The sequence below is a fragment of the Streptomyces sp. NPDC003011 genome (assembly GCF_053591515.1).
This window is the reverse complement of record NZ_JBSFTY010000022.1, coordinates 21235-45616: the sequence shown is the minus strand read 5'-3', so window position 1 is coordinate 45616 and position 24382 is coordinate 21235. Positions and strand designations below refer to the sequence as shown.

The 24382-nt window shown below is 70.1% G+C and carries 14 protein-coding genes; 11 read left to right on the top strand and 3 right to left on the bottom strand.

Going from position 1 to position 24382, the window contains the following annotated elements; genetic code table 11:
- The first annotated feature begins 257 nt into the window (after positions 1-257).
- The 3 genes from ACWD0J_RS13980 (at position 258) to ACWD0J_RS13970 (ending at position 6285) form a co-directional block, all read left to right on the top strand.
- Positions 258-1148 (top strand): aminoglycoside phosphotransferase family protein, encoded by an 891-nt coding sequence (locus ACWD0J_RS13980; protein ID WP_451496060.1) that lies wholly within the window; start codon positions 258-260, stop codon positions 1146-1148.
- 405 nt (positions 1149-1553) lie between these two features.
- Positions 1554-4388 (top strand): aconitate hydratase, encoded by a 2835-nt coding sequence (locus ACWD0J_RS13975; RefSeq protein WP_451496021.1) that lies wholly within the window; start codon positions 1554-1556, stop codon positions 4386-4388.
- A gap of 274 nt (positions 4389-4662) precedes the next feature.
- Positions 4663-6285, top strand: a complete 1623-nt coding sequence (locus ACWD0J_RS13970; RefSeq protein WP_451496020.1) for a HAMP domain-containing sensor histidine kinase — start codon at positions 4663-4665, stop codon at positions 6283-6285.
- A 322-nt stretch (positions 6286-6607) separates the two neighbouring features.
- On the opposite strand, the gene ACWD0J_RS13965 is transcribed toward ACWD0J_RS13970, so the two are convergent.
- Positions 6608-7648: an acetylxylan esterase gene (locus ACWD0J_RS13965; protein WP_451496019.1), complete on the bottom strand. Its 1041-nt coding sequence runs from the start codon at positions 7646-7648 to the stop codon at positions 6608-6610.
- 264 nt (positions 7649-7912) lie between these two features.
- Here ACWD0J_RS13965 and ACWD0J_RS13960 point away from each other — a divergent pair, with 264 nt between their 5' ends.
- From ACWD0J_RS13960 to ACWD0J_RS13935, 6 genes are read left to right on the top strand one after another with little or no spacing between them, the layout of a single operon-like run.
- The gene (locus tag ACWD0J_RS13960; RefSeq protein WP_451496018.1) at positions 7913-8908 is read left to right on the top strand and encodes an ABC transporter permease; all 996 of its coding nucleotides are present in this window, start codon (positions 7913-7915) and stop codon (positions 8906-8908) included.
- Positions 8902-9819, top strand: a complete 918-nt coding sequence (locus ACWD0J_RS13955) for a carbohydrate ABC transporter permease (protein ID WP_451496017.1) — start codon at positions 8902-8904, stop codon at positions 9817-9819. Before ACWD0J_RS13960 ends, ACWD0J_RS13955 begins: the two co-directional genes overlap by 7 nt.
- Positions 9820-9868: 49 nt before the next feature.
- Positions 9869-11536 (top strand): ABC transporter substrate-binding protein, encoded by a 1668-nt coding sequence (locus ACWD0J_RS13950; RefSeq protein WP_451496016.1) that lies wholly within the window; start codon positions 9869-9871, stop codon positions 11534-11536.
- On the top strand, positions 11533-13068 hold the full coding sequence (locus ACWD0J_RS13945) for a GH39 family glycosyl hydrolase (RefSeq protein ID WP_451496015.1): 1536 nt from the start codon (positions 11533-11535) through the stop codon (positions 13066-13068). Before ACWD0J_RS13950 ends, ACWD0J_RS13945 begins: the two co-directional genes overlap by 4 nt.
- On the top strand, positions 13065-13748 hold the full coding sequence (locus ACWD0J_RS13940; protein ID WP_451496014.1) for a hypothetical protein: 684 nt from the start codon (positions 13065-13067) through the stop codon (positions 13746-13748). The genes ACWD0J_RS13945 and ACWD0J_RS13940 overlap by 4 nt, the downstream gene beginning before the upstream one ends.
- Positions 13745-15763 carry a beta-galactosidase gene (locus ACWD0J_RS13935; RefSeq protein WP_451496013.1) on the top strand — a complete coding sequence of 673 codons (2019 nt, stop codon included), beginning with the start codon at positions 13745-13747 and terminating at the stop codon, positions 15761-15763. The genes ACWD0J_RS13940 and ACWD0J_RS13935 overlap by 4 nt, the downstream gene beginning before the upstream one ends.
- On the opposite strand, the gene ACWD0J_RS13930 is transcribed toward ACWD0J_RS13935, so the two are convergent.
- Positions 15757-17754, bottom strand: a complete 1998-nt coding sequence (locus ACWD0J_RS13930) for an alpha-glucuronidase (RefSeq protein WP_451496012.1) — start codon at positions 17752-17754, stop codon at positions 15757-15759. The genes ACWD0J_RS13935 and ACWD0J_RS13930 overlap by 7 nt on opposite strands.
- A 20-nt stretch (positions 17755-17774) precedes the next feature.
- Positions 17775-21590, bottom strand: a complete 3816-nt coding sequence (locus ACWD0J_RS13925; RefSeq protein ID WP_451496011.1) for a GH92 family glycosyl hydrolase — start codon at positions 21588-21590, stop codon at positions 17775-17777.
- A 391-nt stretch (positions 21591-21981) separates the two neighbouring features.
- Between ACWD0J_RS13925 and ngcE the strand changes: the two genes are divergently transcribed.
- Together ngcE and ACWD0J_RS13915 are read left to right on the top strand one after the other, a co-directional pair.
- The gene (ngcE, locus tag ACWD0J_RS13920; protein ID WP_451496010.1) at positions 21982-23436 is read left to right on the top strand and encodes an N-acetylglucosamine/diacetylchitobiose ABC transporter substrate-binding protein; all 1455 of its coding nucleotides are present in this window, start codon (positions 21982-21984) and stop codon (positions 23434-23436) included.
- 16 nt (positions 23437-23452) lie between these two features.
- Positions 23453-24379, top strand: a complete 927-nt coding sequence (locus ACWD0J_RS13915) for a carbohydrate ABC transporter permease (protein ID WP_451496009.1) — start codon at positions 23453-23455, stop codon at positions 24377-24379.
- Positions 24380-24382 lie beyond the last annotated feature (3 nt).

Sequence of the window (24382 nt, the reverse complement as noted above, 5' to 3'; positions counted from 1 at the left end):
GGTGAGAGCTCCGGTGAGAGCTCCGGCCGTCCAGCGCAGGCATACGACTGGGCGACGCCACACCCCCGGTGTTGCGTTCCCAGTGGTCGGAGGCAAGTAGACCGCGAAGTTAGTCGGTTGCGATGCCCTGGCCGTGAGCGACTAGGTTCGATGGCGGACGATCGCTCTCCGTCGGTGCCTCTCGTGTCCCGTCTCGGGTGATCTGGTCTGCTTCCGGCGTTTCGAACCGGACTGGTGGAGGGCCTGCGAGATTGACCATGCACGATGGCCAAGTGGACGTGACCACCGCAATCGCTGCGTCCTTGATCCAGGAACAGTTCCCTCAGTGGAGCGGCAAGGCGATCCAACTCCTGTCATCGACCGGGACGGTCCACGCCGTCTTCCGCATCGGGAACGACCTCTCTGCGCGTTTCCCACTGCGTCTGGCCGATGCTGCCGAGGTGCTGGCGGTTCTGGAACAGGAAGCCCAGGCGAGCGCGGAACTGGCACAGGTGTCTCGGTTCCCCGCCCCGGAACCCGTCGCCTTGGGGAAGCCTGGAGCGGGTTACCCCATGCCGTGGTCGGTCCAGGCATGGGTGCCGGGAACGGTCGCCTTTGATGCCGACCCGAGTGGGTCGGACGCCTTCGCCGAGGACCTCGAGGCCTTCATCGCGGCCCTGCGGGACGCCGAGACGCGGGGGCGGCTCTTCAGCGGCGAAGGTCGTGGCGGCGTTCTCGCTCACCACGACGACTGGATGGCGAAGTGCTTCGAGGAGAGCACGGGGCTGCTCGACGTGCCCCGGCTGCGCCAAGTGTGGGGCTCCTTCCGGGAGTTGCCACGCACGGGTGCCGACGTGATGAGCCATGGTGACTTGATTCCCGGCAATGTACTGGTCGCGGGAGACCGGCTCAGCGGCGTACTCGACACCGGGGGCTTCGGCCCGGCGGACCCCGCGCTGGATCTGGTCAGTGCCTGGCACCTGTTGCAGCCGGGCCCGCGGGACGTGCTCCGGCGGACACTGGTCTGTGACGATCTGGAGTGGGAGCGCGGCAAGGCGTGGGCGTTCCACCAGGCGATGGGTGTGGTCTGGTACTACGTCGAGAGCAATCCGGCGATGAGCGCCGTGGGGCGCCGGACACTCGACCGCATCCTGGAGTCGATGGAGTGATGCCGCCCCGATCGTAGGCCGTGACAGAGACGTTGCTTACTGGCAGCGACCCTGTGGAGGGCGGGGCTTCCCAGCTCGACGTACGGTTCCGTGAACGCCACCCCAACCGGTACGGCCATCCGGCACCCAGTACGTCCCCTCGTGCGACTAGGTTCGCCGGCAAGGAAGCGGAACGACTGGGTTCGCTGTCGAGCGCCTCGATGGATGGCAGCGGTCACGCGGGCCCGGGCATGACCAATCCGGCCCCATGTACTAGAGTTATCTCGACATCGAGATATCTGCCGAGGCGTACCGCAGCCGCCACTCCAGTAAGGCATGCCTAACTTAGCCTGACCTTAGCGGATCGGCCAAGTGGGCCCGGCGGCAGGACGCGGTGGTAAGCGCACAAAAATGAAGGAGACTGTCGTGTCGGCGAACAGCTTCGACGCCCGCAGCACGCTGCAGGTGGGCGACGAGTCGTACGAGATCTTCCGGCTGGACAAGGTGGAGGGCTCGGCCCGCCTGCCGTACAGCCTCAAGGTTCTCCTGGAGAACCTGCTCCGTACCGAGGACGGCGCCAACATCACCGCCGACCACATCCGCGCCATCGGCGGCTGGGACTCGCAGGGTCAGCCGTCGCAGGAGATCCAGTTCACGCCGGCCCGCGTGATCATGCAGGACTTCACCGGCGTGCCCTGTGTCGTCGACCTCGCCACCATGCGTGAGGCCGTCAAGGAGCTCGGCGGCGACCCGGCGAAGGTCAACCCGCTCTCCCCGGCCGAGCTGGTCATCGACCACTCCGTCATCGCCGACAAGTTCGGCACGCACGAGGCCTTCGCGCAGAACGTCGAGCTGGAGTACGGCCGCAACCGCGAGCGCTACCAGTTCCTGCGCTGGGGCCAGACCGCCTTCGACGACTTCAAGGTCGTCCCGCCCGGCACCGGCATCGTCCACCAGGTGAACATCGAGCACCTCGCCCGGACGGTCATGGTCCGCAACGGCCAGGCCTACCCCGACACCCTCGTCGGCACCGACTCGCACACCACCATGGTCAACGGCCTCGGTGTGCTGGGCTGGGGCGTCGGCGGCATCGAGGCCGAGGCGGCCATGCTCGGCCAGCCCGTCTCGATGCTCATCCCGCGCGTCGTCGGCTTCAAGCTCACCGGCGAGCTCCCCCCCGGCACCACCGCCACCGACCTCGTGCTGACCATCACCGAGATGCTCCGCAAGCACGGCGTCGTCGGCAAGTTCGTCGAGTTCTACGGCGAGGGTGTGGCGGCCACGAGCCTCGCCAACCGCGCCACCATCGGCAACATGTCGCCGGAGTTCGGCTCCACCGCCGCGATCTTCCCGATCGACGGCGAGACCATCAAGTACCTGAAGCTGACCGGCCGCAGCGAGCAGCAGCTGGCGCTCGTCGAGACGTACGCCAAGGAGCAGGGTCTCTGGCTGGACCCGAACGCCGAGCCGGACTTCTCCGAGAGGCTGGAGCTCGACCTCTCGACGGTCGTCCCGTCGATCGCCGGCCCCAAGCGCCCGCAGGACCGCATCGTCCTCGCGAACGCCGCCGAGCAGTTCAGGGCCGACGTCCTCAACTACGTCGAGGCCGGTGTCACCGGCGGTGACGACCGCAAGCCGGGCGTTCCCGCGCAGGAGAAGCCGCACGGCGTCCAGTCCCCGGTGGACGAGGCGAGCGCCGAGTCCTTCCCGGCCAGCGACGCCCCGGCCTACGGCAACGACGACAACGGCGCCGGTGCCCCGCAGCACTCCGCCGTCGTCCCCGGCGCCGGCCCGTCCCGCCCGGTCACGGTGACCGCCCCCGACGGTTCGACGTACGAGATCGACCACGGCGCGGTGACGGTCGCGGCCATCACCTCCTGCACCAACACCTCCAACCCGTACGTGATGGTCGCCGCAGCGCTCGTCGCGAAGAAGGCCGTGGAGAAGGGCCTGACCCGCAAGCCGTGGGTCAAGACCACCCTCGCCCCGGGTTCGAAGGTCGTCACCGACTACTTCGACAAGGCGGGCCTGACCCCGTACCTCGACAAGGTCGGCTTCAACCTGGTCGGTTACGGCTGCACCACCTGCATCGGCAACTCCGGCCCGCTGCCGGAGGAGGTCTCCAAGGCCGTCAACGACCACGACCTCGCGGTCACCTCGGTCCTGTCCGGCAACCGGAACTTCGAGGGCCGGATCAACCCCGACGTCAAGATGAACTACCTGGCGTCCCCGCCGCTGGTCGTCGCGTACGCCCTCGCCGGCTCCATGAAGGTGGACATCACCAAGGAAGCCCTCGGGAACGACCAGGACGGCAACCCGGTCTACCTGAAGGACATCTGGCCCTCCGAGGCCGAGGTCAACGACGTCGTGGCGAACGCCATCGGCGAGGACATGTTCAGCAAGTCCTACGCCGACGTCTTCGCGGGCGACGCCCAGTGGCAGGCGCTGCCGATCCCCACCGGCAACACCTTCGAGTGGGACCCGCAGTCGACGTACGTCCGCAAGCCCCCGTACTTCGAGGGCATGACGATGGAGACCACCCCGGTCTCCGACATCACGGGCGCCCGCGTCCTGGCCAAGCTGGGCGACTCGGTCACCACCGACCACATCTCCCCGGCCGGCGCCATCAAGGCCGACACCCCGGCCGGCAAGTACCTCACCGAGCACGGTGTGGAGCGTCGTGACTTCAACAGCTACGGCTCCCGCCGGGGCAACCACGAGGTCATGATCCGCGGCACGTTCGCCAACATCCGCCTGCGCAACCAGATCGCGCCGGGCACCGAGGGCGGCTACACCCGCGACTTCACGCAGCCGGACGCGCCCGTGTCGTTCATCTACGACGCCTCGCGCAACTACATCGAGCAGGGCATCCCGCTCGTCGTCCTCGCGGGCAAGGAGTACGGCTCCGGCTCGTCCCGCGACTGGGCCGCCAAGGGCACCGCGCTCCTCGGCGTCAAGGCCGTCATCGCCGAGTCGTACGAGCGCATCCACCGCTCGAACCTCATCGGCATGGGCGTGCTGCCGCTCCAGTTCCCCGAGGGCCAGTCCGCCGAGACCCTCGGCCTGACCGGCGAGGAGACCTTCTCCTTCACCGGCGTCGAGGAGCTGAACAACGGCACCACCCCGCGCACGGTGAAGGTCACCACCGACACGGGCGTCGAGTTCGACGCGGTCGTCCGCATCGACACCCCCGGTGAGGCCGACTACTACCGCAACGGCGGCATCATGCAGTACGTGCTGCGCAGCCTGATCCGCAAGTAAGCCGTACGGCACGGCAGTTGAGGGCCGCATCCCCGGTGACGGGGGTGCGGCCCTTCGTCGTGTTCGTCCCGAGTCATCACCCACCCTCAGGTGGAACACAGGGCTCCCCCAGCCGGCCGGGACAGGATCGGGACATGACTGGCACCTCCGGGTCTCCAACCGGCCGCGTCCACGGGCCCGTTGCCGACGACGACCGCACGCCCGCCGACGCGCTCGCCCTCGGTGTCCACCGCCGTGGACCGGGCCGCCCCACCGCGCCGACAGGAGACGGAAGATGACCAGCCGGCCGCGCCCGCCGCGCGGACTGCGCCCGCCGCGCGGACTGCGCCCGCGGTCCCTGCGTACCCGCCTGCTCCTCCTCGTCGGCGCCACCCTCGTCGTCGTGTGCGCCGCGACGGCCTGCGCCACCGCCTTCGTCCAACGCGCCTGTCTGACGGGCTACCTGGACGACCGCGTCGCCCGCGCCGCCGACCGCGGCCTGGGCAGCGCCGCACTCCGCCCCGGCGACGAGGACGACCTGTCCTTCCTCGCCGGCCACGGCAGCCCCGCCGGCCTGCTCGCCGCCCGGCTCGACGACGACGGCACGGTCAGCGCCGCGGCGGTCGTCGCCGAGGACACCCCGCCGCGCTCCCTCAGCACCGCCCAGCGGGCCGCCCTGACGGGCATCGCGCCCGACGGCTCGAAGCACACCCGGACCGTCCCCGGCCTCGGTGTCTACCGGATCACCGCGGTCGAGAGCGGCGGCACGCGCGTCCTGGCCGGGCTCCCGACGGCCGACGTCCAGCGCCTGACCGGCGCCCTGGTGAGGGCCGAGGCGGGCATCGCGGGCGCCGGACTCCTGCTCGCGGGCTGGGTGTCCGTGGTGGTCGTACGACGGCAGCTGCGGCCCCTCGGCCGGGTCGCCGCCACCGCGGCCGAGGTGTCCCGCACCCCGCTGGGCCCCGGCGAGGTCACCGGCCTGCCCCGGGTGGCCGACCACGACACCGACCCCGGCAGCGAGGCCGGCCAGATGGGCGCCGCGCTCAACCGGATGATCGACCAGGTCGAGTCCTCGATCGCCGAGCGCCGGCGCGGCGAGGAACGGGTGCGCCGCAGCGAGGAACGGATGCGGCGCTTCCTCGCCGACGCCAGCCACGAACTCCGTACGCCCCTCGCGTCCATCGCCGGATACGCGGAACTGATGAACATGGGCGCCGGCCGGATCGAGCCGGCGCAGGTCTGGCGCCGGGTGTCCGCCGAGTCGGCGCGCATGACCGGTCTGGTAGAGGGTCTGCTCCTGCTCGCCCGGCTCGACGAGGGCCGGCCCCTGCAGCGCGCCGAGGTCGACATGGCGGCGCTGGTCGCGGAGGCGGTGTGGGACGCGCGCGCCGCGGGCGGCGGCCACCACTGGCAGCTGGACCTGCGGCTCGACGCCCCCGCCCTGGTCGCCGGCGACGAGGTCCGGCTCCGCCAGCTGGTGGCCCACCTGCTGGCCAACGCGCGGATGCACACCCCGGTGGGCACGACCGTGGTGGCGTCCGTGGAGAGCACGTCCGCTCGCTGCGTGGTCCGCGTCCGCGATGACGGCCCCGGTATCCCGCCCGCCCTCCTCCCCACCGTGTTCGAGCGCTTCACCCGCGCCGACACCTCCCGCTCCCGCGCCGACGCCGCAGCGGGCGGCTCCGGACTGGGCCTCGCCATCGCCGCGGCGATCACCACGGCCCACGGCGGCCGTATCGACGTACACAGCGCCCGGGGGCGGACCGAGTTCACGATCGACCTTCCGGCGACGGCCGGCCCGGCCGCGAACGCCCCTGCGGCGGACGAACCCATGGCGGACGAACCCATGGCGGACGAACTCACGGCGGGCGAACACTCCGCGATCCAGGGCGCCCGCAGCAGATCGGCGTCGGTGTGAACACCTCCGCGTCGTGGCTTCAGGGGGACGGGTGCCCCTATGACGTCGGTCGACGGGTGACCGGGACGGGTGGCCGGCAGAGGGCGGGACGGGTGGCCGGCAGAGGATGCCGTCGGGGAGCAGCGGGACACCGCCCGCCTTGGTGACGGGTCAGGTGTGCGGGGGGCGGGAGCGACCCCTTCAAGGGCGGGTTCCGGTCCACCCCATGGGAGCGCTCCCACCCCACCTGTATCGGAAGTTAGCGCTGCGTGGCCCATTTGTAAACGGCTGGCGCACGAAGCGCGTCGCGCGCGGCCACCCGGGAACAGCGGCCTGCGCGTGTTCACGCCGGCGCTGGGCTGACGCCCGTCACGTCGGCCAGCCAGTCCAGTTGGCGGCGCACGTGCACCGCGTCGCCGCCCTCGTGGCCGTTGTACGGATAGGCGTGCATCTCCTTGCGGGGGTCCGCGCCGCTCAGCTCCCCGTACCGGTTGAAGGCGGCGTACGCCCCGCTCGGCGGGCACACCGTGTCGCGCAGGCCCACCCCGAAGTGCGCCGGGGCCTGTGCGCGCCGGGCGAAGGAGACGCCCTCCAGGTAGGAGAGCGTGCGGTACGCGGCGCGTTCGGCGCCCCGGTGGACGGACAGGTAGGCGGTGATCTCGCCGTACGGGGTCGCGTCGGTGAGGTCCAGGGCGCGCCGGATCCCGCACAGGAAGGGGGCGGTGACCGCCACCGCCGCGAGGTCCGGGACCAGTCCCGCGACGGCCAGGGCGAGCCCGCCGCCCTGGCTGTTGCCGACGGCGGCGGTGCGCTCCGCGTCCACACCCGGCAGCGCGCGCACGGCGGCCACCGCGCGGACCGCGTCCGTGATCAGCCGGCGGTGGTGGTGGTCGCGCGGGGCGAGCAGGCCGCGTACCGCGGGGCCCGGTCCGCCCGGCGCGTCCGCGTGCGGGTCCGGGGTGTCGCCGCCGCAGCCGTACTGGTCGCCCTGACCCCGGTTGTCCATCAGCAGATGCGCGTATCCGGCGTTCACCCAGGTCAGCCGCTCGTGCGGCAGCCCGCGCCCGCGCCCGTAGCCGGCGTACTCGACGACGGCCGGCAGCGGTTCGCCCGCCCCTGCCGTGAGGGTCCCCCCGTTCGAGCGACGCCGGGAGCGGGGGAGGCTGAACCAGGCCCGCACCGGGTCGCCGGCGAAGCCGCGGAAGGTCACGTCCCAGGTCTGGGTCAGCCGCAGGCCGGTCGACACGGGCCGCACGGACAGCACCGGGTCCGTCCGCGCGGCCTCCCGCAGGGTGGCGAGCCAGAACGCGTCGAAGTCCGCGGGCTCTTCCAGGTCCGGTCGGTACTGCTCGAGTTCCTTCAGCGGCAGGTCGAACGCGGGCACGGGGACACCTCACAGCGTCAACGGGGCGGCTCGTTCCGATCGTTGCGGTCGCCGGTCGGAAAGTTCTGATGTCGCCGCGCCGATCCCTTCATCTCTTCCACCCTCGTCCTGGCGTGAATCCAGGCTGACGGAGTCGCGTCCCGGCCCAACCGCCCCGTCGGCAGTGCCCATTGACACCGCTTTCTACTGCCCCTAAGTTGCCGCGAAGTTACCGGTAAGCGCTCGAAAGTTTCGGTTCCGCGTCCCCCCACGGGAGGCCCGAGCATGAGCACGTCCACCACATCGGCCCCACCACCGGGCATCGAGGACCCGCCACCGGCCAGAGCCGCACCCCGCCGCCGTCCACGGACGCCCGCGCGCACCGGGTGGCGGCGGGCGCTGCGCCGGGACTGGCAGCTGTACTCGCTGGTCGTGCTGCCGCTGCTGTTCCTCCTCGTCTTCCGCTACCTGCCGATGGCCGGCAACGTGATCGCCTTCCGGCGCTTCGAGCCCGGCGGTTCGATCTTCGGCGAGCAGTGGGTGGGGCTGCGCTATGTGCGCATGTTCCTCACCGACCCCACGTTCTGGCAGGTGTTCCGCAACACCCTGTGGCTCGGCGGGCTCACGCTCCTCTTCTGCTTCCCGATCCCGATCGTGCTGGCCCTGCTGCTCAACGAGGTGCGCCGGCGCTCCCTGAAGCGGTTCGTGCAGTCGGTGTCGTACCTTCCGCACTTCCTGTCGATCGTGATCGTCGCGGGCATCACCCTCCAGATGCTCGCCACGGACGGCCCCGTCAACCACGTCCTGGGCTGGTTCGGCCACGAGCCGATCCGCTTCATCCAGGAACCGGAGTGGTTCCGCGCGATCTACGTCGGCTCGGAGATCTGGCAGACCGCCGGCTGGGGCACGATCCTCTACCTCACCGCGCTCACCACGATCGACGAGGACCTGTACGAGGCCGCGCGCATCGACGGCGCCAACCGCCGGCAGCAGATCTGGCACGTCACCCTGCCCGGCATCCGCCCCACCATGATCACGCTGCTGATCCTCAACATCGGCACGTTCCTGGCGGTCGGCTTCGAGAAGGTGCTGCTGCTGTACAACCCGCTGACCTACCAGACCGGTGACGTGATCTCCACGTACCTCTACCGGACCGGAGTCGAGTCCAACAGCTTCAGCTACGCCGCCGCGATCGGCCTGTTCGAGGCGGTCATCGGCCTGGTGCTGATCATCTCCGCGAACCAGCTCTCGCGCCGCACCGTCGGGACGAGCCTGTGGTGAGCCTGCTCTCTGGGCGCCCCGAGCGCCCGCGTACCTCCGTCGACCAGCCGACCCGCGGCTACCGCGTCTTCCAGGGTGTGAACGGGGTGATCCTCACCCTGGTCGTGCTGGTCACCCTGTACCCGTTCGTCAACATCATCGCCCGCTCCTTCAGCGCAGAACGCCAGATCCGGGCCGGTGAGGTGACCCTGTGGCCCAAGGGGTTCAACCTCACCACGTACAGGATCGTGCTGGAGGACGCGATGTTCTGGCGCAACTACGGCAACACCGTGCTGTACACGGTGGTCGCCACCACCGTCGCCATGGTCCTGACCACCTGTTACGCCTACGTCCTGTCGAAGAAGGACCTCAAGGGGCGCGGCGCGCTCGTCGGTGTCGCCGTGTTCACCATGTTCTTCACCGGCGGGCTGATCCCCAACTACCTCCTGATCACCAACCTCGGCCTGAAGAACAGCGTCTGGGCGATCGCGCTCCCCAACGCGATCAGCGTCTTCAACCTGCTGGTGATGAAGGCCTTCTTCGAGAGCCTGCCGAGCGAGCTGGAGGAGGCCGCGCAGATCGACGGCCTGAGCACGTACGGCGTGCTGCTGCGGATCGTGCTGCCGCTGTCCAAGGCGGTCGTCGCGACGATGGTCCTGTTCTACTCGGTGTCGTTCTGGAACTCCTGGTTCGGAGCCTTCCTCTACATGGACCGGACCGAGCTGATGCCGGTCACCGTCTATCTGCGCAACCTCATCTCGGGCGCCACCGGCGGCGGCAACGCCGGCGCCGGCACGGAGCAGCTCAGCCAGGTCGGGGCGAACATCCAGGCGGTCACCATCGTGCTCACCGCCCTGCCGATCCTCTGCGTGTACCCGTTCGTCCAGCGCTACTTCGTCTCGGGCGTGATGCTCGGCGCGGTCAAGGGCTGACCGCCGCACCCGACGGCCCTCCAACCCGCCCAGGAACAAGGGAGTTCCCGTGAAGAACGCAGGACAGAACACCGGTCAGCTGTCGCGACGCCAGCTCCTGTCCGCGGCCGGCTTCGCCGGCCTCGCCGCGCTCACCGGCTGCGGCAGCGGCGACGACGGCGGGGACGGCAAGGACCTGTCGAAGAAGCAGAACGGCGCGATGAAGGAGTACCGGACCGGGCAGCAGTTCAAGGCGGCCAAGCCGCTGTCCTTCTCGCTCCTGCACAACAACAACCCGGTCTACCCGACGAAGAGCGACTGGCTGTTCTGGAAGGAGGTCACCCGGCGCACCGGGGTCACCCTGGAGCTCGTGGACGTCCCTCTGGTGGACTACGAGAAGAAGCGCAGCGTGCTGATCGGCGCGGGCGACGCCCCGCTCCTGATCCCCAAGACGTACCACCCCTCCGAGGTCGCCTTCGTGTCCTCCGGCGCGATCCTGCCCGTCAGCGACTACACGCACCTGATGCCCAACTTCCGGGCCAAGGTGAAGAAGTGGAGGCTGGAGCCGGAACTCGACTCCTTCCGCCAGTCCGACGGCAAGTACTACCTGCTGCCCGGCCTGCACGAGAAGGCCAGGTCCGGCTACTCGCTGTCGTTGCGCACGGACGTCCTGGACCGGCTCGGCCTGTCCCTGCCCACCACCTGGGACGAGGTGTACGACGTCTTCACGGCGCTCAAGCGGGAGTACCCCGACCGCTACCCCCTCTCCGACCGCTGGAGCACCAACACCCCGTACCCCGTGGCCGCCCTGCTCAGCTACCTCGGCCAGGCGCACGGCGTCCGGGCCGGCTGGACGTACGACAACATCAGCTTCGACCCGGACGCGAAGGAGTTCGTGTTCACCGGCGCGACCGACGGCTACCGCCAGACGGTCGAGTACCTGAGACGACTGGTCGCCGACAAGCTGATGGACCCGGAGAGCTTCACCCAGACCGACGACGCCGCGGTGCAGAAACTGCTGGGCGGGAAGTGCTTCGCGATCAGCGCCAACCCGCAGGAGCTGGTGCAGAACTACCGCTACAACCTGGAGAAGCAGGTCGAGGGCGCGAAGATCGAGATGATCCCGGTGCCGGTCGGACCGGCCGGCCCGGTGGTGCTGGGCGGTGCCCGGCTGGAGAACGGCGTCATGATCTCCAGCAAGGCCCTCAAGAGCGACCGCTTCGTCGCGATGATGCAGTTCGTGGACTGGCTGTGGTACTCGGACGAGGGCCAGAGACTCTGCAAGTGGGGCGTCGAGGGCGTCACGTACACCCGGTCCGGCGGCCGGTACCAGCTCAAGTCCGGCATCAGCCTGATGGGCTCCGACCCGGACGCCCCCAAGGACCTCCAGAAGGACTACGGCTTCTTCAACGGCGTCTTCACCTACGGCGGCAGCTGGGACCTGGTGTCCTCGTCGTTCAGCCCGGACGAGCAGAGGTTCCAGGACGCGATGGCCCAGCGCGAGGCGCTGCCCGTCGACCCGGCGCACCCGCTGCAGTCCGTCGAGCAGGAGCAGGCGTCGCTGTGGGACACACCGCTGCGGGACCACGTCACGCAGAACACCCTCAAGTTCGCCCTCGGCAAGCGCCCGCTGTCCCAATGGGACTCCTATGTCAGCGAGTTGAAGGCGAAGAACATGCAGCAGCTCGTCGACATGCACAACAAGGCGTACGACCGCTTCCGGAAGGAGAACGGGTGATCCGCGTCCCCGCCGAGCCGAGCGGCCGGTTCCCCGACGCCTGGCGCCACTGCGTCGGCACCGGCCGCCTCGACCTCGCGCTGCGCCGCGACTACCAGGACTCCCTCGCCCTGATCCAGCGCGAGATCGGGTTCCGGCACATCCGGGGACACGGGCTGCTCAGCGACGGCATGGGCGTGTACCGGCCCTACACGTGGCAGGGCACCCGCCAGGTCCGGTACTCCTTCACCTACGTCGACCAGGTCGTCGACGCGTACCTCCAGCTCGGCATCCGGCCCTTCCTCGAACTCGGTTTCATGCCCGCCGAGCTGGCCTCGGGTGACCGGACGGTGTTCTGGTGGCGGGGCAACGTCACCCCGCCCCGCTCGCACCGGGAGTGGGCCGCTCTGGTCCGCGCCACGCTCGCCCGTCTCGTCGGCCGCTACGGCCTCGACGAGGTGCGCACCTGGCCCATCGAGGTGTGGAACGAGCCCAACCTGCCCGACTTCTGGGCGGACGCCGACGAGGCGGCCTACCACCGGCTGTACGAGGTGACCGCGCACGCCGTGAAGTCGGTCGACCCGCGGCTGCCGGTCGGCGGTCCGGCCCTGTCGCCGGGCGCGGACGACTGGCTGGAGCGGTTCGCCGAGTTCGCCGAACGCCGCGAGGTCCCCGTCGACTTCGTGTCCCAGCACGCCTACACCTCCGGTCCCGCCCAGCACGTCCCCTTCGGCACGCACCAGACGCTGGCCCCGGCGACGTCCCTGCTCGACCAGTTCGCCGCGGTCCGGGACCGCCTCAAGGGCACCCGGCTGGCCGGACTCCCCGTCCACATCACCGAGTTCAACTCCTCCTACCGGCCGGACAACCCCGTCCACGACACCGCCTTCCACGCCGCCTACCTGGCGCCGGTCCTCGCCGCCGGCGGCGATCACGCCGACTCCTTCTCGTACTGGACGTTCAGCGACGTGTTCGAGGAGACCGGCATCCCCACCGCGCTCTTCCACGGGGGCTTCGGCCTGCTCACCCACCGCCAGGTGAAGAAGCCGGCCTTCCACCTGTACGCGTTCATGGCCCGCATGGGCACCGACCTGCTCGCCCGCGGCGACGGCCACCTGGTCACCCGGCACACCGACGGCCGGGTCACCGTCCTCGCCTGGGCGCCCGTCGACCCGAGCGGCGGGACGGCCGGGCCCGAGCGGCACCGCCTGCGCCTGTCGGTCCCGGTGGGCGCAGGCACAGGCGCAGGCACAGGCGACGGCGAGGCCTTCGTCCGCCGCTCCACCGTGGACGAGGAGCACGGCAACGCCCGGACAGCCTGGCAGCGGATGGGCAGCCCGCTCTCGCCCCGGCCGTACCAGCTGGACGTCCTGCACGAGGCGGCGGAGCCCGCCCGCCGGCACCTGCGGCTGCCGGTCGAGGACGGCCGGGTGGACCTGGACCTCACACTCACCCGCCACGAGGTCACCCTCGTGGAGGTGACCCCGGTCGACGAGGAGGCCCCGTCCTGGTGGGACGAGCGCCGGCTCCTCGGACAGGAGGCCGCAGGGTGAGCGCACGGCAGGCCACCGCCTTCGGCGACGGCCCCCTCTCCCGTGCCGCCGCGCTGATCCACACCGTGGTCACCGTCGAGGTCCTGCTGCTCGCCGCCGCCTCACCGGGCCTGGCCGCACTGCTGCTGGTGGGGACCGACCCGGCCAACCTCCCCCTGGCCGCGCTGTGCCTGCTGCCCCTCGGCCCGGCCCTGTCCGCCGCCCTGTACGCCCTCCACCACCGCGACCGCGACCTGACCGACCTGCACCCGGCCCGCGCCTACTGGCGCGGCTGGCGCCTCAACGCGCTCCCGGCCCTGAAGCTGTGGACGCCGCTGCTCGCCTGGCTGACCGTGATCGCCTTCACCCTGACCCACTTCTCCGCCACCGGCCTGCCCGGCTGGTGGGCGGTGCTGCTCGCGGGCATCGGCGCCGCCGCCCTGCTCTGGGGCGCGCACGCGCTGGTGCTCACCTCGCTGTTCGCGTTCCGCGCCCGGGACACCGCCCGCCTCGCCGGGTACTTCCTGCTCCGGCACGGCCGCGCCACCCTCGGCGCCGCCTCGCTGTTCGTCCTGGCCGCCGCCGGGACCGCCCTGCTGACCGAGGCCCTGCCCGCCCTGCTGGCCGCTCCGCTGCTGCTGTCCCTGCTGCACAGCAGCCGCCCGGTGATCGCCGAGACCCAGGAGGACTTCACGATATGACACCGCCCCGCACCCTGAAGATCCCCTACGGCGGCGACTACAACCCCGAGCAGTGGCCGCAGGAGGTCTGGGACGAGGACCACCGCCTGTTCACCCGGGCCGGCATCGACACCCTCACCGTCGGCGTCTTCACCTGGTCCCTCACCCAACCCGCCGAGGACACCCACGACTTCACGGTCCTCGACCGCGTCCTGGACCGGGCCGCCGCCGAGGGCCGCCGGGTCTGCCTGGCCACCGGCACCGCCGCCGTCCCGCCCTGGCTCGCGAAGCGGTACCCCGAGGTCAACCGCACCGACTTCGAGGGCCGCCGGCACCGCTACGGCCAGCGCCACAACTTCTGCCCCAGCTCACCGGCGTACCGGCGCCTCTCCACGGACCTGGCGGCACGCCTGGCCGAACGGTACGCGCGGCACCCCGCGTTGCTCGCCTGGCACATCAACAACGAGTACGGCGGCGCCTGCTATTGCGACCTGTGCGCCGACGCCTTCCGGGACTGGCTGCGGGAGAAGTACGCCACCCTCGACGCCCTCAACGAGGCCTGGTGCACCACCTTCTGGTCCCACCGCTACACCGACTTCGGCGAGATCGAACCGCCGAACGCCCTCACCGAGCACTGGCGCGGCCCCGACCACACGGCCTTCCAGGGCACGACGCTCGACTACTTCCGCTTCACCACCGACGCCCTGCTCGGCTGCTTCCTCGCCGAGAAGGAGGCGATCCGCGCCCACGACCCGGACACCCCCGTCACCACCAACTTCATGGGCATGTTCCGCCCCCTCGACTACCACCGCTGGGCACCGCACCTCGACTTCGCGTCCTGGGACAGCTACCCGCCCCTGGACGCCCCGCCCACCTGGCCCGCCCTCGCCCACGACCTGATGCGCGGCCTCAAGGACGGCGCCCCCTTCTGGCTGATGGAGCAGACCCCGTCCACCACCGCCTGCCGTGACGTCAACCCGCTCCGGCGCCCGGGCGAGCTGCGCCTGGCGACCTTCCAGGCGATAGCCCACGGAGCCGACGCGGCCCTGTACTTCCAGATGCGCGCCTCGCGCGGCGCCTGCGAGAAGTACCACGGCGCGGTGATCGGCCACGCGGGCCGCGACGACACCCGCGTCTTTCGCGAAGCAGCCGATCTGGGACGGGAGCTGGAGCTCCTCGGGAACGCGAGCCTCGGCGCCCGCACCCCCGCCCGCACCGCCCTGCTCTTCGACTGGGACAGCTGGTGGGCCCTGGAGATCTCCGACGGCCCCTCCCGCCTCGTCCGCTACCAGGACACCGTCCACGCCTACTACCGGGCCGCCCGCGAAGCCGGCGCCGACGTGGACGTGATCCCGCAGACCGCCGGCCTCACCCCGTACGACGTGGTGCTCGCCCCCGTCCTGCACATGGTCAAGGGCGACCTGGCCACCCGCCTCGAAGCGGTCGCCGCACGCGGCGGCACGGTCCTGGCCACCTTCCTCTCCGGCCGCGTGGACGAACACGACCGCGCCTTCCTCACCGACGTCCCCGGCCCGCTCGCCCCGCTCATGGGCATCCGCGTCGACGAATGGGACGCGCGCCCACCGGACTTCGTCCAACCCGTACAGCTGGGGGATTCGGCCTACGAGGCCCGGCTCGTCTTCGAGATCGTGCAGCCGCGCGGCGCCGAACCCGTCGCCACGTACGGCGCCGACTTCTACGCCGGCACCCCGGCCGTGACGCGCCACCGCCACGGCGGAGGCGAGGCCTGGTACGTGGCCACCGCCCTCGACCAGCCGGGCGTCGACGAGGTCGTACGCCGTGTCCTGGCCCGGCACGACCTGCTCGGCCCGTACGCCGGCCGGCCCGCCCTGGAGACCGCCACGCGCGTCGCCCCCGACGGGGCCCGCCTCCTCTTCCTTCTCAACCACGCTCCCGAGGCGGCCCGCCTGACGGTCCACTCCACCGCCACCGACCTGCTGACCGGCAAGCACGTCGAGCAGGGCGAGCCGCTGACCCTCGACCCGCTCGGCACGGCGATCCTGCGCACTCAGTAGATGCGCCGCCCCTGTGCGTCGGGCACCCCCGACTTGCGGAAGAAGTAGCTGTTGACCTGATCGCGCCACTCGCGGGCGCTGCGGACCTGCTCCTCGTACCGCTCCGCGACCCGCGCGTGGCGCGCCGGATCCACGAGGTCCGCGAGGGAGGCCCACACCTCACGGGCCGCCTCCACCTCCGCCACACCCTCGAAGTGCGTGTCGTAGATGTGCTGGATCACCGTCTTCCCGCTGTGGAGTACATGGCCGTACGCCATGTGGTGGAAGAACAGCAGCAGCTCGTCCGGGCAGGTGTCCGGCGACTCGTACACCTCGGCCCAGGGCGTGGCGTACTGCGCCGCGTATCCCGTCCCGGTCGCCGCGCTCCGGTCGACACCGACGCCGTCCCGGTCGGCGAAGTGGTACGTGCCCCAGGGGCTGTACTCGTAGCCGTCAACGCTCGGCCCGTAGTGGTGCCCCGGCTGCACCATGAACCCCACACCGAGCGGGGCGGTGTACTTCTCGTAGGTCCGCCAGGACCCGTCGAGCACGGCGTGCAGCCCGGCCGTCAGCCGCGCGGGGTCGGCGCTCGCGTCGGGGGTGAAGGCGAGCCGGATCCACTCGTCGAGGACGTCCACCGGATCCGCGTCCGGACGCCAGGCCAGCCGCCCGAACGTGTACAGGTTGGCCTGGGCGAGGGGATGCCCGGTCAAGAACGGGTCGTCGCCGACGTTGGACACCGCCACCAGACCGCCCAGGGCCGCCGACCCGACCGGCGCCTTGCCGTCCGGCCGGAACCGCAGCACCTCGCTCCACATCGGACCCAGCCAGCACACGTGCCGCTGCTGTCCCGTGTACTCCTGGGTGGCCTGCACCTCCACCGCCAGCCGGGTCCGTTCCATCGCCCCGATCAGCGGTGACACCGGCTCGCGCACCTGGAAGTCCAGCGGACCGTGCTTCACCTGGAGCACCGCGTTCGGGGCGAACTCCCCGTCCAGCGGCGTGAAGTGGTCGCAGGCGGCCCGCGCCCGGTCCGTGGACCGGTCCCGCCAGTCCTGGCGGTGGTCGTAGACGAAGGCCCGCCAGTGCACGGTCCCGCCGTACGGTTCCAGCGCGGCGGCCAGCAGGTTCGCCCCGTCGGCATGACTGCGGCCGTACGCGAACGGGCCGGGCTGTCCCTCCGAGTCGGCCTTCACCACATACCCGCCGAAGTCCTCGATCTCCTCGTACACCCGCCGGGTCGCCTCGGCCCACCACGCCCGCACGCCCTCGTCGAGCGGATCGGCCGTGGACAGTCCGCCGAGAACCACCGGCGCGGCGAAGGTGACCGACAGATGCGTACGGATCCCGTACGGCCGCAACACGTCCGCGAGCGCGGCGACCTCACCGATCCGGTCCGTGAGCAGGTGCGCCTCGGTCTCGTGCACGTTGACGTTGTTCACGGCCACGGCGTTGATCCCGCACGCCGCCAGCAGCCTGCCGTACGCCCGCACCCGGTCGAGCTCGCCGCGCGCCCGGCCCTGCGCCCAGAACAGCGACCCGCCGGCGTAGCCGCGCTCCACCTGCCCCATGACCGGGTGCACGGCCACGTTGTCCCAGTGGTCCAGCATCCGCAGCGCGAGGGCCGGCCGGTGCGCCTGCGGCGGGCGTGCACCACGGAAGGCGTCCTCGCCGAGCCGGACGACATGGAAGAACCCGTACAGGAGTCCGGCCGGTCCCGACGCGGTGACGGTCGTACGGCCGGCCTCGCGCCCGTGGGTGAACGCCTCCGAGCTGTCGGTGCCGGTCAGCTCCAGCACGAGGTCGTACGACGTGCCGGGGCCCGGCTCGGGGGCGCGGTCCACACGACCCCCGAACCGGGCGCAGGCACCCGTCACTTCACCGTGCACCGTCTCCACCAGCGGACCCGGTCCCCGGATCAGCGTGCGCCGGCTGCCGACCGCCCGGAAGGCGGCGGGCGGCAGCCACGCGGGGTCGACACCGTCGGGCAGGACGGGCACGGGAAGCGCCATGGGACTCCCAACTCCGTTGCTCAGGCGAGCAGTTCGACCTCCGCCACGGTCGCCGTGCCGTCGAGGACCAGGCGGTACCTCTCGTACGTACCCGGCGACCCCACGGTGAACGCCCGGGTCTGCCGGTCCCAGGCGAAGGACTGCCCGGAGCGTTCGTCGAGGGTCTTCCACGTGGTCCCGTCGGCCGAACCCTGGAGCCTCCAGCCGGCCGGCGCCTTCGTACGGTCCGCCGACGACGTCAGCGTGTACTGCACCGCTCTCGCCTCCCCGGCGACCGGCAGTTCGACCTCGGCCACCAAGCCCTCGGTGGCCGACGTGTTGTCGAACAGGGCGCCTTCACCGCTCAGCACGTCCGCCCTCGGCGTCGGCACCTTGTCGTCCTGGGTGATCGACACGGGGGCCGCCTTCTTGCCGGTGCCCCACGAGGAGGGCCTCGGCCCCATGTCGAAGTCCAGGACCCCGCCCTTCGCCAGCAGCGAGTGGGGGAGCGAAGTCGACGCCCAGGAGCGGCCGTTGACCTTCAGTCCCTGCACGTACACGTTCTTCGCGCTGTTCTTCGGGGCCCGGACGACGAGGTCCTTCCCGTTCTCCAGATGGACCGTCGCCTTGGTGAACAGCGGGGAGCCCACGGCGTAATCACCGCTGCCCATCACCAGCGGGTAGAAGCCCAGTGCGGAGAAGAGGAACCAGGCCGACTGCTCGCCGTTGTCCTCGTCGCCGTGGTAGCCCTGCCCGATCTCGCTGCCGGTGTAGAGCCGCGCCAGCACCTCGCGGACGTTCTTCTGCGCCTTCCAGGGCTGGCCGGCCGCGTCGTACATGTAGTTCACGTGATGCGCGACCTGGTTGGAGTGGCCGTACATGCCCATCCGGACGTCCCGCGCCTCCGTCATCTCGTGGATGACCCCGCCGTAGGAGCCGACGAAGTCCGGCGAGGCCGTCTCCGGGGTGGCGAAGTACTCGTCGAGCTTCTCCGCGAGCCCGCTGCGGCCGCCGTACAGGTTGGCCAGTCCCCGGCTGTCCTGCGGGGCGGTGAAGGCGTAGCCCCAGCCGTTGGTCTCGGTGTAGTCGTGGCCCCACACGCGCGGGTCGTACGTCGAGGACTCGACCCGCCAGTCGCCCTTGGCGTCCCGGCCCTGGAAGAACCCGGCCTCGGAGTCGAACAGGTTGACGTAGTCCCGTGCCCGGTCGAGGAAGTACGCGGACTCCTCCTGGTAGCGCTTCTCACCGGTCTTCTTGTACAGCGCCTGGCCCATCTTCGCGATGCCGTAGTCGTTGAGACAGCCCTCCAGCGCCCACGACAGGCCCTCGTGCGTGTCGGTGCTGGTGTAGCCGAGGAAGGGTGAGGTGGCCATCCCCTTGCGGCCCACACCGGACGACGGAGGCACGACGGTGGCGTTCTTCACGGCCGCGTCGTACGCCGACCTGGCGTCGAAATCGACGCCCTTGACGTACGCGTCCGCGAACGCCACGTCCGAGGAGGTGCCCGTCATCAGGTCCGCGTACCCGGGCGAGGACCAGCGCGAGGTCCAGCCGCCGTCCTTGTACTGCTGCACGAACCCGTCGGCCATCTCGCCCGCCTGCCCTGGTGTCAGCAGCGAGTACGCGGGCCAGGTCGTCCGGTAGGTGTCCCAGAAGCCGTTGTTGACGTACACCTTGCCGTCCACGATCTTCGCGCCGGTGTGCGTCGGGGTGTCCGGGCCGGGCATCGGCGAGAACGGCGAGGCATACCGGAACGTCGAACCGACCTTCTCGAAGCCGGAGTTGGGGTACAGGTAGAGCCGGTACAGGCTGGAGTACAGCGTGGTCAGCTGGTCCGGCGTCGCGCCCTCCACCTCCACCTTGCCGAGGATCCTGTCCCACGCCTTCTGGGCACGGGACTTGACCTTCTCGAAGGAGGTGCCGTCCGGGATCTCCTGGCGCAGGTTGTCCTTCGCCTGGTCGAGGCTGATCAGCGAGGTCGCCAGGCGCAGGGTGACGGTCCGGTCGTCGCCGGCGTCGAAGCGCAGGTGCCCCTTGACGCCGTTGGAGGCACCCTCCGTCACCGGCTTGTCGAACACGCCGTACACGAAGAGCCGGGTGGCACCGGTCGACAGCCCAGACTTCACGTCCGAGTACCCCGTGACGACACCCGCCGCCTTGTCGAGCGTCAGCCCCGCCTGGTCGGTCACGTTGTCGAACAGGACGCTCGCGTCGTCGCCCGGGTAGGTGAAGCGCAGCACGGCCGCGTGATCGGTCGGCGCCATCTCCGCCTTGAGCCCGTTCTCGAACCGCACCCCGTAGTAGTACGGCCGCGCGGTCTCGTTCTCGTGCCGGAAGGCCAGCTCCCGGGCCTCACGCCCCGTGTCCGGGATGCCGGACACGGCCGACGGCATCACCTGGAAGGTCTGCCGGTCGCCCATCCACGGGCTCGGCTCGTGGCTCGCGCTGAACGCCTGAATGGTCGGCAGGTTGTCCGCGTTGTTGGCCCGCGCGTAGTCGTACAGCCAGCTCAGCGAGGACGCGTTGGTCACCGGCGTCCAGAAGTTGAAGCCGTGCGGGACCGCCGCCGCCGGGACGTTGTTGCCGCGCGAGAAACCGCCGCTGGAATTGGTGCCCCGGGTGGTCAGCGCGTAGTCCGACAGATGGGCCTTCGGCTTCTCCGGCGCGGCCCGCTCGATGGTCACGTCGTCCAGCCAGCCCCGGAACTTCGCCGGGCCCTTGGGGGAGTCGTACGCCACCAGGATCCGGTCGACGCTCTTCCCGGCCGCGACCGATCCGATCCGCGAGGCCACGTGGTTCCACTGGTTGACGTAGAGCACCTTGGCGGCGCCCTGCCCGCGCGGCGACAGCGCGAACCCGTGCTGGTCGGTGGCGCGCAGGTCGCTCAGATACGTCCCGTCGGTGAAGGCCAGGTCGACCGAGACGTTCGTGGCGTCGTAGTCCCGGTCCCCGTCGGCCATCGACGGGAAGATCCGGTACGACAGCCGGGTGTCCCGGCCGACCGCCACGTCCACGTCGAAGACCTTGTTGTACGAGTACGCCCGCCCGTTCGCCGTATGCCGTCCGGCGTAACGCAGGGCCCTCTTTCCGGTGAATCCGGCACCCGCCTTCGCGGTGGGGGAACCGCTCGGGCCGCGGTCCACCAGCGAGAGCATGTCCTGCGGGACGGGGCCTTCGCCGCCGCCCGTGGAGAACTGGACGTCGGCGAGCTGGAGGACGCCGTCGGCGCCGTTGTTCCCGGTGACGTCCAGCCGGAAGTGCCGGTACTCGGCGGCGGCCTGTTCGGGAAGGTCGTACGTCTTCGTCTGGAACCGTTCGGAGAAGGACTCGCCGGAGCGGGTGTCCAGGGTCTTCCAGTCCGTGCCGTCGGCGGAGCCCTTGAGGGTCCAGTCCTTCGGGTCGCGCCCCGCCGCGTCGTTCGCCGAGGTGAGCGCGTACCGGACGACCTTGGCCGGCGTGTCCAGGTCGAACTCGGCCCAGCCGGTCGCCGCGAAGGTCAGCCACTTGGTGCTCGGTTCGCCGTCGACGAGGTTCTCCTTCACCTCGCCGCCGCCGGTGTTCTCGCCGCTCGCCCGGACGTCGGTGACATGGTCGGTCACATTGCCCGGGATGCCGGTGCTGTAGCCGCCGTCGACGCCCGAGGCCCGCCGGGAGCCGTCCGGAGCCGTGTCGACGGTGTTGAGCCAGTCGGGTGCCGGATCCTCCGCCTCGAACGAGGACGCGAACTCCCGGTCGGCGGCCGCGGGTGCCTCCGGCAGGGCGACCGCGGCGCCCTGCGAACCCACCGCCAGAGCGAAGGCGGCCGTCACGACCACGACCGCCGGACTCCGTCTGTGCCGAGCTCTGTGCTGCTGCATACGCGAGCACCCTCCCTGCGCTGCTGCGGACAACGTTGTCAACTTCTCTGCGCAAGGATCAGTTGTGTCTCAAGTGGACAGTGATGTCAAGGGTGTTGACTGCGGCATTCGGGCCCTATGTGAGGAATTTTTCCGGCAAGGGGCCCACCGGCCACTGATATTTCCGTGAGGTCTCAACTCGGAAAAGACAAGTGGCCAACCTTGCATTCGATCTTGCTCGGCTGGCCAGAAGTGGACTATACCTGTCGACGATTCACACCACGCGTCCTTCACGATCCACTTCGTGCCGCACACTGATCCACACTTCCTGCACGACCCTGCTTGACCTGACCGCGGTGCCCGGGAGGATCCGGTACACCGCCTGAGTCCTGGAGAAGGCGAGGACTTGAGCATGGGATCCACTTCCGCCGAGAACAACGGCACCGGTGGCGTCGGCCGCCGCGATCTGATCAAGCGGTCCGCCGCGCTGGGCCTGATCTCCGTGCCCACGATGAGCTTCCTGTCCGCGTGCGCCAGCAGTGGCGGCGACGACAGCGGGGACAAAGCCAAGGCGGGCAAGAAGACCGCCAAGAACCCCCTGGGCGTGAACGAGACCGCCCAGCTGGAATTCGTCCTGTTCGACGGCGGTTTCGGCAAGGAGTACGCCGAGGACGCCGTGAAGATCTACGAGAAGAACTTCACCGGCGCCAAGGTGAAGTTCTCCGCCACCCAGAAGATCCAGTCCACCCTCCAGCCCCGCTTCAACCAGGGCACCCCGCCCGACCTCATCGACAACTCCGGTGCCGAGCAGATGGACATGGGCGTCCTGGCCGCCAAGAACCAGCTCGCCGACCTCACCCCGCTGCTCGACGCCCCGTCCTACGACGACCCGGCCAAGAAGGTCCGCGACACGCTGCGCCCCGGCATCGTCGAGATGGGCCAGCTCGACGGCGACCCGGTCTGGATCATGTACTACGCCTACACGGTGTACGGCGTCTGGTACTCGCAGAAGGCCCTGGACTCGCTCGACGAGCAGTATCCGCAGACCTGGGACCAGATGCTCGCGGTGTGCGCGAAGGCCAAGAAGAAGGGCATGGCGGGCTGGACGTACGCGGGCAAGTACCCGTACTACCTCCCCTTCTCGCTCTACCCGATGATCGGCAAGGTCGGCGGCGTGGAGGTGCTGGACGCGATCGACAACCTGGAGCCGAACGCCTGGAAGCACCCGGCGGTCAAGGCCTGTTTCGACGCCTACTACGAACTCCAGCAGAAGGGCTATGTGCTCAAGGGCACCCCCGGTCTGGACCACATCCAGTCGCAGACCGCGTGGGCCAAGGGCAAGGCGCTGTTCATCCCGAACGGGTCCTGGGTGGAGAACGAGTCGGCGAACGTCATGCCGGCCGACTTCGACCTCGCCGTCTCCGCGCCCACCGGCATCGACTCCTCCGACAAGCTGCCCTTCGGCACCATCTGGGCCTCCGGAGGCGAGCCCTTCATCGTCCCGGCCAAGGCGAAGAACGGCACGGGCGGCATGGAGCAGCTGCGCATCATGCTCAGCGAGGCGTCCTCGAAGAACTTCACCAGCAAGGTGAAGTCGCTGACCGCGTACAACGGCGGCACCGACGGCATCTCCCTCACGCCCGGCCTCAAGTCCGGTGTCGCGGCGCTGGAGAAGGCCGGCGACAACGTGGTGAACCCGCGGCTTCAGGACTGGTACGTGCAGCTCCAGAAAGAGAAGATCGGCGTGTCCGGCCTCGGCGAGATGATGGCCGGCCGCATCACTCCGGCGGAGGCGATCAAGAAGATCCAGGCCTTCGCCGACGAGACCGCCAAGGACAGCTCGATCAAGCACTACAAGCACCAGTAAACGGACCGGAGAAGCCATGCAGCACGGCAAGTACCGGTTCATCGTGGGGTTTCTGGCGCTGCCCCTGGGACTGTACGCGCTCTTCGTGATCTGGCCGTTCATCCAGTCCATCTACTACTCGTTCACGGACTGGACCGGCCTGAGCCCGGAATTCAAGATGGTCGGCCTGGACAATTACCGGAGGATGCTGGACGACGAGATCTTCTGGAAGTCCATGCAGCACAGCTTGATGTTCGCGGTCGTGCTGCCGCTGGTGACGATCAGTCTGGCGTTGTTCTTCGCCTTCATGATCAATATCGGCGGACGCAGAAGGAAGGGCGGCCCGGTCATTTCCGGCGTCCGGGGCTCTTCCTTCTACAAGATCGTCTACTTTTTCCCGCAGGTGCTCTCGATCGCGATCGTCGCCCTGTTGTTCGCTTTCGCGTACAACCCGGACAGCGGCGCCATCAACTCGCTGCTGCGCGGGATCGGGCTCGACAGCGTGCAGCCGTTGTGGCTGGGCGACCCAGACCTGGCCCTGTGGTGCGTGCTGGCGGTGCTGGTGTGGTCCACGGTCGGCTTCTTCGTGGTCCTCTTCTCCGCCGGCATGGCCTCCATCCCGGCGGACCTGTACGAGGCCGCGCTGCTCGACGGGGCGGGCCGCGCCACCACGTTCTTCCGGATCACCCTGCCGCTGCTGTGGGACACCGTGCAGTCCGGCTGGGTCTACATGGGCATCCTCGCCCTGGGCGCCGAGTCGTTCGCGGTCGTACAGATCATGACGACCGGGCCGGGCGGTCCCGACTACTCGACCACCGTCCTGGTCCTGTACGTGTACCAGAAGGCGTTCCGCGACGGGCAGGCCGCCTACGCCACCACCATCGGTGTCGCCCTGCTCCTCGTCACGCTGGCCTTCGCCGCCCTCGTGATGCGGCTGGGGCGGCGCGAGCGGCTGGAGTACTGAGAG

Excerpts from the sequence above, each read along its gene's own strand:
- ACWD0J_RS13980 (WP_451496060.1), top strand. The coding sequence starts at position 258 with ATGCACGATGGCCAAGTGGACGTGACCACCGCAATCGCTGCGTCCTTG.
- ACWD0J_RS13970 (WP_451496020.1), top strand. The coding sequence starts at position 4,663 with ATGACCAGCCGGCCGCGCCCGCCGCGCGGACTGCGCCCGCCGCGCGGA.
- ACWD0J_RS13960 (WP_451496018.1), top strand. The coding sequence starts at position 7,913 with ATGAGCACGTCCACCACATCGGCCCCACCACCGGGCATCGAGGACCCG.
- ACWD0J_RS13935 (WP_451496013.1), top strand. The coding sequence starts at position 13,745 with ATGACACCGCCCCGCACCCTGAAGATCCCCTACGGCGGCGACTACAAC.
- ACWD0J_RS13930 (WP_451496012.1), bottom strand. The coding sequence starts at position 17,754 with ATGGCGCTTCCCGTGCCCGTCCTGCCCGACGGTGTCGACCCCGCGTGG.
- ACWD0J_RS13925 (WP_451496011.1), bottom strand. The coding sequence starts at position 21,590 with ATGCAGCAGCACAGAGCTCGGCACAGACGGAGTCCGGCGGTCGTGGTC.
- ngcE (WP_451496010.1), top strand. The coding sequence starts at position 21,982 with ATGGGATCCACTTCCGCCGAGAACAACGGCACCGGTGGCGTCGGCCGC.
- ACWD0J_RS13915 (WP_451496009.1), top strand. The coding sequence starts at position 23,453 with ATGCAGCACGGCAAGTACCGGTTCATCGTGGGGTTTCTGGCGCTGCCC.